The 13,491-nt window shown below is 66.9% G+C and carries 13 protein-coding genes; 11 read left to right on the top strand and 2 right to left on the bottom strand.

Annotated features, from left to right (window positions below):
• Nucleotides 1-220: 220 nt before the first annotated feature.
• From BLV94_RS21495 to BLV94_RS21485, 3 genes are all read left to right on the top strand, one after another.
• Nucleotides 221-2,026: a zinc ribbon domain-containing protein gene (locus BLV94_RS21495; protein ID WP_072947815.1), complete on the top strand. Its 1,806-nt coding sequence runs from the start codon at nt 221-223 to the stop codon at nt 2,024-2,026.
• A 27-nt stretch (nt 2,027-2,053) separates the two neighbouring features.
• Nucleotides 2,054-2,326, top strand: coding sequence for a hypothetical protein (locus BLV94_RS21490; RefSeq protein ID WP_083395634.1), 273 nt, complete (start codon nt 2,054-2,056; stop codon nt 2,324-2,326).
• Between the two features lie 174 nt (nt 2,327-2,500).
• Nucleotides 2,501-4,741, top strand: coding sequence for an NADP-dependent isocitrate dehydrogenase (locus BLV94_RS21485; protein WP_072947817.1), 2,241 nt, complete (start codon nt 2,501-2,503; stop codon nt 4,739-4,741).
• 188 nt (nt 4,742-4,929) lie between these two features.
• Here BLV94_RS21485 and BLV94_RS21480 read toward each other — a convergent pair whose 3' ends face one another.
• The gene (locus BLV94_RS21480) at nt 4,930-5,457 is read right to left on the bottom strand and encodes a hypothetical protein (RefSeq protein WP_072947819.1); all 528 of its coding nucleotides are present in this window, start codon (nt 5,455-5,457) and stop codon (nt 4,930-4,932) included.
• Between the two features lie 125 nt (nt 5,458-5,582).
• Nucleotides 5,583-6,185: a TetR/AcrR family transcriptional regulator gene (locus BLV94_RS21475; protein ID WP_072947822.1), complete on the bottom strand. Its 603-nt coding sequence runs from the start codon at nt 6,183-6,185 to the stop codon at nt 5,583-5,585.
• Nucleotides 6,186-6,269: 84 nt separating this feature from the next.
• Here BLV94_RS21475 and BLV94_RS21470 point away from each other — a divergent pair, with 84 nt between their 5' ends.
• The 8 genes from BLV94_RS21470 to BLV94_RS21435 all read left to right on the top strand — a co-directional run bounded on the left by BLV94_RS21470 (nt 6,270) and on the right by BLV94_RS21435 (nt 13,483).
• Complete coding sequence (locus BLV94_RS21470) at nt 6,270-7,487, top strand: cytochrome P450 (RefSeq protein ID WP_074933788.1); 1,218 nt, start codon at nt 6,270-6,272, stop codon at nt 7,485-7,487.
• A 63-nt stretch (nt 7,488-7,550) separates the two neighbouring features.
• Nucleotides 7,551-8,111, top strand: coding sequence for a TetR/AcrR family transcriptional regulator (locus BLV94_RS21465; RefSeq protein WP_072947826.1), 561 nt, complete (start codon nt 7,551-7,553; stop codon nt 8,109-8,111).
• 5 nt (nt 8,112-8,116) lie between these two features.
• Nucleotides 8,117-9,343 carry a cytochrome P450 gene (locus tag BLV94_RS21460; protein ID WP_072947828.1) on the top strand — a complete coding sequence of 409 codons (1,227 nt, stop codon included), beginning with the start codon at nt 8,117-8,119 and terminating at the stop codon, nt 9,341-9,343.
• The gene (locus tag BLV94_RS21455; protein ID WP_072947831.1) at nt 9,336-10,121 is read left to right on the top strand and encodes an SDR family oxidoreductase; all 786 of its coding nucleotides are present in this window, start codon (nt 9,336-9,338) and stop codon (nt 10,119-10,121) included. Before BLV94_RS21460 ends, BLV94_RS21455 begins: the two co-directional genes overlap by 8 nt.
• Nucleotides 10,118-11,470, top strand: coding sequence for a cytochrome P450 (locus BLV94_RS21450; RefSeq protein ID WP_072947834.1), 1,353 nt, complete (start codon nt 10,118-10,120; stop codon nt 11,468-11,470). The genes BLV94_RS21455 and BLV94_RS21450 overlap by 4 nt, the downstream gene beginning before the upstream one ends.
• Complete coding sequence (locus BLV94_RS21445) at nt 11,470-11,685, top strand: ferredoxin (RefSeq protein ID WP_072947837.1); 216 nt, start codon at nt 11,470-11,472, stop codon at nt 11,683-11,685. Before BLV94_RS21450 ends, BLV94_RS21445 begins: the two co-directional genes overlap by 1 nt.
• Nucleotides 11,685-12,233 (top strand): Cif family virulence factor, encoded by a 549-nt coding sequence (locus BLV94_RS21440; protein WP_072947839.1) that lies wholly within the window; start codon nt 11,685-11,687, stop codon nt 12,231-12,233. The genes BLV94_RS21445 and BLV94_RS21440 overlap by 1 nt, the downstream gene beginning before the upstream one ends.
• The gene (locus BLV94_RS21435) at nt 12,227-13,483 is read left to right on the top strand and encodes a hypothetical protein (RefSeq protein WP_072947842.1); all 1,257 of its coding nucleotides are present in this window, start codon (nt 12,227-12,229) and stop codon (nt 13,481-13,483) included. The genes BLV94_RS21440 and BLV94_RS21435 overlap by 7 nt, the downstream gene beginning before the upstream one ends.
• Nucleotides 13,484-13,491 lie beyond the last annotated feature (8 nt).

Below are 13,491 nucleotides of genomic sequence, written 5' to 3'. Positions count from 1 at the left end.
TGTGGGGTGGTGTGGCGGGATCGATTGACCCGGTTCACAGGTGGCGCGGATCGAGCGGTTCTTGTCGGAGGTCGGCGTTACAGTCGAAGCCCTACGAGAGGTGGCGTGCCAGACGGTGGGAAAGAGGCAATCGATGAGCTTTTCGGGCGGCGGCGACTCTGCTCGGAAGACCGATGAGCCCGGGTTGATTCGGGTTGTGCCTGGCGCCGGGTCGGCCGGCATGACCGGGCCGGGATCGCCCGCGCCGCGGCAGTTCGCGTTCACCACCCGTGCCCATGTGGCGGTCGACGACGCGACCGGCGAACCGATCGGACTCGACGAGGTCGACACCCGGGTGCGGTGGCTGCTCGACCTGATTGTGGCGGCCGGCGGCGAGTTGGTGTCGCGGCTGTGGCAGCCGGTCACGTTCGATGTGCTCGCCGCCGGACGGGACCGCCAGGACCGCAGGCTGCCTACTCAGGGGCATGTCGCCGCGGCCCGCCTCGGCTGGAACCCGCAGTACCCGGACGGGGTGTACGTGCCCTCACGAGTGAGCAGGGTGGTGACGGCGCAGGTGATGGCGACCTTGCGGACCCTGGCCTACCGGGACACCGCGGTCACATCGCTCTCGCAGCGATTCGACCCGGCCACCGGCACTCTGGCGCCGCCGACCGAACCGGGCGAATGGGTGCCGCCCGGTTTCGCTCGGGGCGTGCGTCGCCAGCTCATCGCACGCGCCCGCCGCGAGGGCGGGGCGCCCTCGACCCGGTTGCGGATCACCGACGTCCAGGAATCACCGCGGGTCGCGGCGATGGCACGGCTCTCGGCCGCCGACCGGCAGCTCGCACAGATCACCGCGACAGACCGCGAGCTGGTGTTGACGGTGAAACTGCCGACCTGCCCGGCCCCGGCGGGACGGGCGCAGTGGCGCAGTGTCCGGCTGACCGCCACCATCCCCGCGCACCTGCACGGTCGGGCGATCACCGACTGGCATCTCCCGACCCTGATCCTCGACCGGAAGGGGCTGTTGTGGCGGTGCGCCGCGACCGAACTCGTCCCCGACTGTGACCTGGGATCGGCCACCGTCGCGGTGGGGGTCGACTGGTCCCCATCCACACTCGGCGCCGCCGCCATCACCACCGAGAACCCGGACGGGCTGTCCTCGGATTACCGGGGCTTCACCTACGACGACCGCGGCCTCGGGACCAAACTCGCACGCCTACAGGCCGAGGGGCAGATGCTGCACCGCAAGACGGCCCGGTTGACGCGGCTGGCCGCCACCGCCGCACCCGAGGTCCGCGCACAACTCGAGGAGAAGATCGCCGTCCTCAACGAGCACCGCACCGCTGTCGGCGTTAAGCGGGGCAGGATCAACCGAGAACTGGGATTCCACTTCGCCCGCCAGGTCACCGACTACGCCGAGGCGGCGGGCGCGACGGTGATCGCGGTGGAAGATCTCACCACCCTCGAGACCCGCGGGCACGGACATGTCAACAACAACCGGGCCGCGCAGTCCGCCCGCCGTAAAGCGGTCACCGCCCTCGCGCACACCGCCGCCGGTGTGGGCATCGCGGTGGTCTCGGTACCCGCCCGCGGATCCTCCGCACGGTGTCCGGGCTGCGACGAACCGCTCGCCCGCCCCGGCGGCTACCACACCGCGTGGTGTCCCCGCTGCCGGGTCGGCGGCAACCGCGACCACGTCGCCGGGGTGAACCTCGCCAAACGCGCGCTGCTCGGCAGAAGCAAGGTCGCCCATCGGCGGGGGCAGCTGCCCGCGATCCGGGTCGCCGAGCACGCGCCGGTCCGAAAGTCCCGGGACAAGACCAGCCCGACCCCGAGCAGGCCACGGCATCGCCGGGTCCGCCGCAGCCTGCCCACCACAACGCCGCGGTCGGGGGTGACTCCGAAACAGCATGTTCCTGCACTACAAGCGTCGGTGTGGGGCACGGTCAAACCCGCACCACCGCACGGTGATGCGGGTAGCCGTGACAGACGTACATCTCGAACACACGCCACACCAGTGGCAGAGAGTATGAGATCTACGTAGACGCTCGCCACGTCTCCGGATCCGCAGATCGCGCTGGTGAGAATCGAACAGTTCTACCCGCTGCCCGAAACGGAGCTGGCCGACGTCGTCGGCTCCTACCCCAACGCCGAACTGGTATGGGTGCAGGAAGAGCCGAGAAACCAGGGTGCCTGGACGTTCCTCCTCAGCGAACTCGGGACCATCGGCTCGCGTCGCCTCGGCCTCGTGTCGCGCCCGGCGTCCGCCGCCCCGGCGACGGGCTCGAGCAAACGCCACGCCCAGGAACAGAGGAAGCTGATCGACGAGGCGCTGGAGAAGTAGGCCGCGAATCACGGCGTGAGAGCGCGCGTCAGTAGCGCGGTTTGTTACTCGCGGGTAGCGGTGCTCGAACAAGTCGCCGGCGATGCCGCAACGTAACCTGATAGTCGTCGCGATCCGATAGCTGCACGCTGAACCTGTGAAATTTAACCGAACTGACGCGGGAGAACAACAACAATGAGCGCCCATAAGCCGCCGACCATCATCTACACGTTGACCGACGAGGCGCCGCTGCTCGCGACCTACGCCTTCCTGCCGATCGTGCGGACCTTCGCCGGTGCCGCGGGCATCGAGATCGACTCCAGCGACATCTCCGTGGCGTCGCGGATCCTGGCCGAGTTCCCCGAGAACCTCACCGAAGAGCAGCGCGTCCCCGACAACCTCGCCGAGCTGGGTCGCCTGACGCAGCTGCCCGAGACGAACATCATCAAGCTGCCCAACATCAGCGCGTCCGTGCCGCAACTCCTGGCCGCCATCAAGGAACTGCAGGGCAAGGGCTACAAGATTCCCGACTTCCCGGACGACCCCAAGTCCGACGAGGAGCGCGATATCCGTCAGCGCTACGGCAAGATCCTCGGCAGCGCCGTAAACCCGGTCCTGCGTGAGGGCAACTCCGACCGTCGCGCACCCCGGGCCGTCAAGCAGTACGCCCGCAAGCACCCGCACAGCATGGACGAGTGGTCGATGGCATCGCGCAGCCACGTCGCACACATGCGGCACGGCGACTTCTACCACTCCGAGAAGTCGGTGACGCTGGACCGGGCGCGCAAGGTCCGGATGGAACTGGTCACGAAGGCCGGCGAGACGATCGTCCTCAAGCCCGAGGTGGACCTGGGCGAGGGCGACATCATGGACAGCATGTTCATGAGCAAGAAGGCGTTGCTCGACTTCTACGAGGAGCAGATGGAGGACGCGCGCAAGACGGGCGTCATGTTCTCGCTCCACGTCAAGGCGACGATGATGAAGGTATCGCACCCCATCGTCTTCGGCCACGCGGTGAAGACGTTCTACAAGGATGCCTTCGCCAAGCATCAGGCGCTGTTCGACGAACTGGGCGTCAACGTCAACAACGGCCTCGGTGACCTCTACGACAAGATCGAGACGCTGCCCAGCACGCAGCGCGAGGAGATCATCCAGGACCTGCACGACTGCCATGAGCACCGTCCCGAGTTGGCCATGGTCGACTCCGCCCGTGGCATCTCGAACTTCCACTCGCCCAGCGATGTGATCGTGGACGCCTCGATGCCCGCGATGATCCGCTCCGGCGGCAAGATGTACGGCGCGGACGGACGGCCCAAGGACGCCAAGGCCGTGATGCCGGAGTCCACGTTCGCGCGCATCTACCAGGAGATCATCAACTTCTGTAAGACCAACGGCGCATTCGACCCGACGACCATGGGCACCGTCCCCAACGTCGGGCTCATGGCGCAGAAGGCCGAGGAGTACGGCTCGCACGACAAGACCTTCGAGATTCCGGAGGAGGGCGACGCCAACTTCGTGGACGTCGAGACCGGTGAGGTGCTGCTCACCCAGCACGTCGAGGCCGGCGACATCTGGCGCATGTGCACCGTCAAGGACGCGCCGATCCGCGACTGGGTCAAGCTCGCCGTCACCCGGGCACGCAACTCCGGCATGCCGGTCCTGTTCTGGCTCGACCCGTACCGCCCGCACGAGAACGAGCTGATCAAGAAGGTCAACCTGTACCTGAAGGATCACGACACCGAGGGCCTCGACATCCAGATCATGTCGCAGGTGCGTTCGATGCGGTACACCCTGGAACGCCTGATCCGAGGGCTGGACACCATCGCCGCGACCGGCAACATTCTGCGCGACTACCTCACCGACCTGTTCCCGATCCTGGAACTCGGCACCAGCGCGAAGATGCTGTCCATCGTGCCGCTGATGGCCGGTGGCGGCATGTACGAGACGGGTGCCGGCGGCTCGGCGCCCAAGCACGTCAAGCAGCTGGTGGAGGAGAACCACCTGCGCTGGGATTCGCTCGGTGAGTTCCTGGCGTTGGCCGTCAGCCTGGAAGAACTCGGCACCAAGACCGACAACGAGCGCGCGAAGATCCTCGCGAAGACGCTCGATGCGGCCACCGGCAAGCTGCTCGACGAGAACAAGAACCCGTCGCGCAAGACCGGTGAGCTCGACAACCGGGGCAGCCAGTTCTACCTCGCGAAGTACTGGGCGCAGGAACTTGCCGCGCAGAGCGAGGACAAGGAACTGGCGGAACGCTTCGCCACGCTCACCCAGGCGCTGGACGAGAACGAAGACACCATCGTGCGGGAGCTCATCGAGGTGCAGGGAACCGCGGTCGACATCGGCGGCTACTACAAGCTGGACGGCGACAAGACCGCCGCTGTGATGCGTCCGAGCGCGACGTTGAACAGCGCGCTGGAGGCCGTGCAAAGCTGAGCCTGAACCACGACACCCCCGGGTCGGACCCGGGGGTGTCGTGGTTTATCGGAACTGTTCCCGTACAACATAATTCAGTGATAGCGATGCCTGTGCCGTGGTTGCGGGGCAATGGCCGGTCGTGGTCCCTCCCCCTTCCTTGCCTCCGCTGCGGACGATGAGTGCCGTCTTCCAGTGACGAAATGCGGTCAGCTGCCGAAGATTTTGCCCAGATCTCCCGCGTCGGGGATGGCGGCGGCGGGTGGCGCGGGGGCGACGCTCGGCACGGTGACCACCGAGGATGCTTGCTCCACGGTGTAGGCGGTCATCGGGAACTGGACCAGGAATTGCTCGATGCCGGGGTAGTCGGACACCCACAGGGCCGGGGCGTTGCCCTCCCGCCCGCAGGAGGCGAGTGCGACATAGGAGCCGTCGGGGACGTCGAGCACCGACTGGGTGGTGGTCCCGGGTGGTATGTCGTCGTGCTGGTAGAGGGACTGTCCGGGGCCGACGACTTCGGCAACCGGTGGGAGCACGCCGTCGGGGGCGAGGGCGAGCGAGGTCGTGCAGCCGATGGTGGCACCGGTGTTGTTGGTGATCGTGTTGGTGACGGTCGATCCGTCGACGCCGAAGGCGTAGGTGACATCGGTGGCTTCCGCGGCCGATGCCGGGGCTGCGGCGATGGCCAGGGGGATGGTCGCTGCGGCGAGGAGGGTGGTGCGGGCGATCGTGCGCATCCTGGTGTCCTGTTCGTCGGGGCGTGAGTCGTCCTCTGTGAATGGTGCAGCAAAAAGCGACCGATCGGAATGGTTTTGGTGAATTGCGGGCACTCCCGGTCGGTGGACATGCTCGCGCGCTGCTGTCAGGACCGTGTGGACGTGCGCTCCGGCCACCCGACGCTGGAGAGTGCTCCGCGCAGTACGGATTCGTAGATCGCGTCCAGATCCAGTTCGTTGCCGAGGAAGTCGGTGTTCACCAGCATCACGAAGCCGTGCATGGCGGCGAAGACGCTGACGGCGGCGTCGAGGGTGTCTTCGGGTGGCAGTCCGCACGACGCCAGCATTGTGCGTAGTGCCGTGTTGGCGTCGAGTGCGGCGGAGATGAAGGCGTCCCGGTCGACGGGGCTGGTGGTGAGTGTCTGGTACCGGTGCGGATGTGCGGTCGCCCAGGCGCGGTGCGCGTCGACGAGGGCGCGGAGGCCGTCGGGACCGGTTCGGCCCATGGCGATTTCGCGCAGGTGCGCGCCGAGTTCTGTCATGGTGCGCACCTGAACGGCGCCGCGGATGTCGTCGAGGTTGCGGACGTGGTTGTACAGCGAGGCGGTGACGACGTTCAGCCGGGCCGAGAGGCTCGTCATCGACAGTTGCTCCCAGCCGAGTTCGTCGATGATCTCGATGGCGGCATCGACGACCTTGTCTCGGGTGAGGGTGCGACGTCGGATCGGTGCGTTCTGTCCTTTCGCCATGGCCTCAGCATACGGTCTTCCATTCTAAATGAAAGTGTGTAGTTTAAGACGCATCACATTCGTTTATCGATCGAGGAGCAGTGAATGACCGCATCTCGGATTGATCTGAAATCCCCCGATGTCTACACCGAGGGAGTGCCCTACGCGTTCTTCGACCACCTGCGGTCGAGCGAACCCGTCTACTGGCAACCCGAGGAGAACGGCACCGGATTCTGGGCGGTGACCAGGCACGCCGACGTCGTCGCCGTGTCCCGCGACAGCGCGACCTTCTCGTCGGCGGTGGGCACCACCCAGATCGACGACTTCGACGAGCAGACCCGCGCGAAGCAGGCCGCCATGCTCGTCAACCTCGACCCGCCCGACCACACCCGGTTGCGGCACCTGGTCAGCCGCGGATTCACCCCGCGCACGGTGAAGGTGCTCGAGGGCCACATCCGCGACATCTGCACCCGGATCGTCGACCGACTCCTCGAGGCGCGTGACGTCGACTTCGTCCCCGAGGCGGCGGCGCCGCTACCGCTCGAGGTCATCGCGGCACTGCTGGGTGCGCCGCCCGGGGACGTCGACAGGCTGTACGACTGGTCCAACCGGATGATCGGCTTCGACGATCCCGAGTACGGCACCACCCAGGCCGACGGGGAGATGGCTGCGGCCGAGATCTTCCTGTACGCGAACGAGCTTGCCGCGCAACGCCGCATCGAGCCGCGGGACGACATCGTCACCACACTCGTGCAGCCGGACGAGAACGGCGACACGCTCACCGAGATGGAATTCAACATGTTCTTCGTCCTGCTCGTGGTGGCGGGGAACGAGACGACGCGCAACGCGACCGCCGGTGGGATGCAGGCGTTCATCGACCATCCCGATCAGTGGCGGCGACTGCAGTCCGAGCCCGAACTGGTCGCGAGCGCGGTGGAGGAGATCCTGCGGTGGGTGACCCCGGTGATGGATTTCCGGCGCACCGCCACCCGGGACGCGTACATCGGCGACCAGTTGGTTCGGGCCGGCGACAAGGTGGTGATCTACTACCCGAGCGCGAACCGGGATGAGGCGGTATTCGACGAACCGTACCGGTTCGACATCGGCCGGAGTCCCAACCCGCAGATCGCGTTCGGCGGAAGCGGGGTGCACTTCTGCCTCGGTGCGCACCTGGCGCGACTCGAACTGAGGATTCTGTTCGAGACCCTCGCCGCGCGGATTGACCACGTGGAACCCACCGGGCCGGTGTCCCGGCTGCGGTCGAATTTCATCAGCGGCATCAAGACGATGCCCGTGCGGATTCACCCGCGCAGTCCGGTGTGAGACCCCGGTTTTCGTTGCCACCCGGCGGTAACTGTAGTAGCGTCCAGACACGTGTCCAGTAGTATGAATTTCGAGTCCACTCGCCGCCGTCTGACCGAGAAGCAGGCCGACACCGTCGACCGCCTCACCAGGGCGGCCGTCGAAGTACTGCGTGAAGAGGGCTTCGCAGGGCTCACCGTCCGCTCGGTGGCCGGGATCGCCGGGGTCGCACCCGCCACGGCCTACACGTACTTCTCGTCGAAGGAGCACCTCGTCGCCGAGGTCTTCTGGCGGCGTCTCGCCGCCGCACCGCAGCCGGCGGACGAGGGACTCGACCGCACCGGACGCGTGGTCGCCGTGCTCCGCCACATCGCCCTGCTGGTGGCGGACGAACCCGAACTCGCCGGAGCCGTCACCAACGCGCTACTCGGCCGCGACCCCGACGTGGAGCACCTCCGCGCCCGCATCGGGCTCGAGATCCGGGATCGCCTCGCCACCGCACTGGGCGACGGCCACGATCCCGACGTCCTCGAGGCGCTGGAGCTGCTGTACGCCGGCGGCCTGGTCCGCGCGGGAATGGGATACGGGTCCTACGCCCAATTCGCCGATCGACTCGAAACTTCCGCCAAGCTGATTCTGGAGTAGATGCCATGACCGCAGCCTCGATGCCCGGGGTGTCACACAATCCGGTGACGTTCAATCCGTACGACTATGGCTTTCACGAAGACCCGTACGTCACGTATCGAAGACTGCGGGAAGAAGCACCGGCCTACTACAACGAGGAACTCGACTTCTGGGCGTTGTCCCGGCACGAGGACGTCGTCGCGGCCTTCCGCGACAACCAGCGCCTGTCGAGCGCGAACGGGGTGTCGCTCGACCCGGCGGCCTACGGTCCGCACGCCCACAAGACGATGTCCTTTCTTGCACTGGATGATCCGCGGCACATGCGGATGCGTCAGTTGGTGTCCCGCGGGTTCACCCCGAGGCGGGTGAACGAACTCGAGGGGCGGATCCTGGACCTGACCCGGCAGTACCTCGACCCGGCACTCGAGGTGGGCGAGTTCGACTGGATCGCCGAGTTCGCGGGCAAACTGCCGATGGACGTGATCTCGGAACTGATGGGGGTACCGGAGGCCGATCGCGTCGAACTCCGCCGCCTCGCCGATCTGGTGGTGCATCGCGAGGAGGGCGTCCTCGACGTGCCGCACGCGGCGATGGAGGCGTCGCTCTACCTCGTCGGCTACTACGCCGACATGCTGGCGGAGCGGCGCAGGAAGCCGACCGAGGATCTGACGTCCGCGCTGCTCGAGGCGGAGATCGACGGCGACCGGCTCACCGACGACGAGATCATCGCGTTCATGTTCCTGATGGTGGTGGCGGGCAACGAGACCACCACCAAACTGCTCGGCAACGCGCTGTACTGGGGATTCCGCTATCCGGGCGAGGCCAGGCAGGTGTTCGAGGACGCGAGCCGGGTGCCGGACTGGGTGGAGGAGACGCTCCGCTTCGACACATCCAGCCAGATGGTCGCGCGGACGGCGGCCGTCGACCTGGACTTCCACGACCGGACGATCCCCGCCGGCGACAAGGTGCTGATCCTCATCGGCTCAGCGAACCGCGACTCGGCGGTATTCGAGGACGCCGACGAATACCGGATCGGCCGGGACACATCCAACAAGCTGGCGAGCTTCGGCGGCGGCACCCACTTCTGCCTCGGCGCCCACATGGCTCGGCTCGAAGCACGGATCGCGCTCACCGAACTCGTCTCCCGCATAGACGATTACGACGTCGACGAGGCAAACAGCGTGCGGGTCCACTCGACCAACGTCCGTGGTTTCGCCACCCTTCCCCTGAAAGTGCAGGTCCGCGATGCCTAGGTTCGAACCCAATCCGCAGCGCCGGCCGTCGATCGTCGCCGGGGCGTCGTCGGGCATCGGCACGGCGACGGCCTACGCGCTCGCCGAGGCAGGCCACCCCGTCGCGCTCGGCGCCCGCCGGGTCGCGGAGTGCGAGGAGATCGCGGAGAAGATCCGCAGCAACGGGGGAGAAGCGTTCGCGCACTTCCTCGACGTCACCGACACCGCGTCGGTCGACGAATTCGTCACCGCCGCGGAGAACGCGCTCGGCCCCACCGAGATCGCGTTGTCGGGAGCCGGCGACCTCGAGTTCTCCGTCGCACACGAGATGGACCCCGACCAGTTCCTGGACCAGGTCAACGTCCACCTCGTCGGGGCGCAGCGTCTCGCGCACCGCATCGTTCCCGGCATGATCGAACGCCGGCGCGGAGACTTCGTCCTGATCGGCTCCGACTGTGCGGACTCGCCCCGGCCCCGGATGGGGGCCTACAACGCGGCGAAGGCCGGTGTCGAGATGATGGGCCGGCAGATGCGGATGGAACTGGAAGGCACCGGCGTCCGGGCGTCGGTCGTGCGGCCGGGGCCCACCCAGACGTCGATGGGAATGAACACCACCGAGGAGGTCATCGGACCCGTCCTCGAAGACTGGGCGACATGGGGATTCGCCCGGCACTCGTACTTCCTGCGCGCCTCCGCGATCGCCGACGCCGTCGTCGCCGCCGTCAGTGCACCCCGCGGCGCGCACATGGTGCTGATCGAGGTGCAGCCCGAGGCGCCCCTGCGAAAGGATGGAGAATGAATCTGGTTACCCCGCAACGTGTGTCCGGCGGTGAGCACGAGCACGGACATCTCGAGGAGCTGCGCACCGACCCGATCGCGCTGATGCGCCGCGTTCGGGAGGAATGCGGAAACGTCGGCGTCTTCCAGCTCGCCGACAAGAAGGTGGTGCTGCTGTCCGGCGCCGAGGCCAACGAATTCTTCTTCCGCTCCACCGACGAGGATCTCGATCAGCAGGCCGCCTACCCGTTCATGAAGCCGATCTTCGGCGAGGGGGTCGTGTTCGACGCGAGTCCCGAGCGTCGCAAGGAGATGCTGCACAACCAGGCGTTGCGCGGTGAGCAGATGAAGGGGCACGCCGCAACGATCGCCCACGAGGTCGACCGCATGGTGGCGCAGTGGGGCGACGAGGGCGAGATCGATCTGCTCGAATTCTTCGCGGAGCTGACCATCTACACGTCCTCGGCCTGCCTGATAGGCACGAAGTTCCGGGAACAACTTGACGGCCGGTTCGCGCACCTGTACCACGAACTCGAGCAGGGCACCGACCCCATCGCCTACGTCGACGCGTACGCCGACATCGAGAGCTTCCGCAGGCGGGACGAGGCGCGGGTGCAGTTGGTGGCCCTCGTCCAGGACATCATGACCGGGCGCATCCAGAATCCTCCGCAGGGCAAGGAGGGTCGGGACATGCTCGACGTGCTCGTCTCGATCAAGGACGAGGACGGAAGCGAGCGCTTCACCGCCGACGAGATCACCGGCATGTTCATCTCGATGATGTTTGCCGGGCATCACACCACGTCCGGCACCGCGGCCTGGACGCTGATCGAACTGCTGCGGCACCCGGACTACGCGAAGCAGGTGGTCGCGGAACTCGACGACCTGTATTCGGACGGCTCCGACATCAGTTTCGGAGCGCTCAGGCAGATCCCGAAACTCGAAGCGGTACTGAAGGAGACGCTCCGGCTGCACCCTCCGCTGATCATCCTGCTGCGCGTCGCGCGGGGCGAGTTCGAGGTCGGCGGCTACCGGATCGCGGAGAACGATCTCGTGGCGGCGACGCCGGCGATCTCCAACCGGATCGCGGAGGACTTCCCGAACCCGGACACGTTCGACCCCGAGCGCTACATCGACCCCAACCAGGAAGACATCGTCAACCGCTGGACGTGGATTCCGTTCGGCGCGGGCAGGCACCGCTGCGTCGGAGCGGCGTTCGCGCTGATGCAGCTGAAGGCGATCTTCTCGATCCTTTTGCAGGACTGGGAGTTCGAGTTGGCGCAACCGTCCGAGACGTACCGCAACGATCACAGCAAGATGGTGGTGCAACTGCAGCAGCCCTGCACCGTGAGGTACCGGAAGCGAAGCACGTGATGAAAGTCGAAGCCGATCTCGACCTGTGCCAGGGCCATGCCGTGTGCGAGATGGAGGCACCCGACGTCTTCGTCGTCCCCAAACACGGCAAGGTCGAGATCCTCGACAGCAACCCACCCGAGAATCAGCGCGCTGAGGTCGAGAGCGCCGTGCGTTTCTGCCCGACCCAGGCCCTGCGGATCTTCGCGGACACCGACTCAGAAGGAGAATCCTGATGGCACCTTTCGACCGCGCCGAACTCGACGAGATGGTGCAGCGCTGGGTGGACGAGAACAAGCGGTGCGAGGCGCTCGGCGACTGGAAGCCGCTGGCCGAGATGTACACCGAAGACGCCACGTACGGGTGGAACTACGGGCCGAAGGACGACTTCATGGCCGTCGGCCGGGACGAGATCCGCGACCTGGCGCTCGGTCAGGAAATGGACGGCCTTGAAGGCTGGGAATATCCGTACCAGCAGTTCGTCATCGACGACCGCAGCGGCGACGTCATCGGATTCTGGAAGCAGGTGTCCGAACGCACCCGGGACGACGGCACCCACTATCAGGTCACCGGGATCGGCGGCAGCTGGTTCCGGTACGGCGGAAACTTCCAATGGTCCTGGCAGCGTGACTTCTTCGACTTCGGCAACGTCTCGAGCCTGTTCCTCGAGATGATCACGAACAACGCGATGTCCGACGGCATGAACGCGCGGATCCAGCGCGCGACGTCCGGTCGGCTGCCGGGGTGGTATCCGGTCGGGAAGGCGCCGGTCTCGCTGTGGTGAGCACGGTGAAGGTTCCGGCGTCGTTCGCGGATCTGTCCCGCGAGGATCTGGCGATCCTCGTGCCGGAACTGCTGCTGTGCGGTCATCTCATCGACCGCTCCGGGATGCCGCACCTGATCGGGGCGTTCGGACGCGAGGGCATGACGCAGGTCGCGATCGAGGAATGGATGGCGTCGAGCCCGATCTACGCGAGGCGCATGCAACGCGCGCTGGGGTTCGAGGGCGACGGCGTCGTGACGATCTTCAAGGGCCTGCAACTCGACATCGGTGCGCCGCCCCAGTTCATGGACTTCCGGTACCGCGTCGCCGATCACGACCACGGCGAGTTCTGGCTGAATCACTGCGGGGCGCTGATGGACGTCGAGCCGATGGGCGACGAGTACGTCACGGCCATGTGCCACGACATCGAGGACCCGACGTTCGACGCCACCGCCCTGGCCACCAACCCGCATGCGCAGGTGCGTCCCGTGCACCGTCCGCCGCGACGGCCCGCGGACCGGACACCGCACTGCCTCTGGACGGTCGCCATCGACGACACGAACGAGCCGCCGCCGGTCCCGGACGGGCTGGTGACGGTGGGGAAGTCGCGGGCGGCGACGGTGGGGCTGTCGCCGATCGACACCGGCGGTCCGGGACAGCACGACTACGCGGGCGCGCTCCTCGCCGACCTGCGGTTCCCGGACTTCTCCCATTCGGCGCTCACCCGGATCGCGGAGGAGGTGTGCGTGCAGCAGCACCTGTTGACGCTCGGTTTCCTGCTCGCGGTGCGGGCTCGCACCGACGCCGCGGCCGCGCTGGACATCGCCCGCAAGCAACTCACCGGCATCGCCGGCCTCACGTCGGAGCGGATCCGGAACGCGCTGGGCCTGCCCGCGGATCTGGAGGGGCTGGCCGTCGTCCTCGCCGTGCACCCGGCGCTCAATCCCCGGCAGTACGTGGACGTCACGATCTCCCTCGGCGACCGACTGCTGCTGACCCTGGGCCGCGAGTGCGGCGCGTCGGAGGACGGGGCGTGGCCGTCCATGATCGACGGCGAGCATCTCGCGCCGTTGACGGCCCTGGTGCGCGGGGTGTCGCCGCGGTTCGCCGTGCAGGTGGTCGAGGAGACGGACACGGCGCTGACGGTGGAGGTCGTGACCGGTGAACCGCCGGCGAAGGAGGCACCCGAAGTCGCGCTCACCCGGTTCAGCACCGGGGCCGATTTCGCCTTCACCGATCGAGGGATTCCCCTTCCACTCACCGTCGTCTGAGAGGACAC

The organism is Rhodococcus koreensis (genome assembly GCF_900105905.1).
Classification (GTDB): Bacteria; Actinomycetota; Actinomycetes; order Mycobacteriales; family Mycobacteriaceae; genus Rhodococcus_F; species Rhodococcus_F koreensis.
Note: the sequence above shows the minus strand (reverse complement) of the source record. Positions and strands in the feature narration are given on the sequence as shown.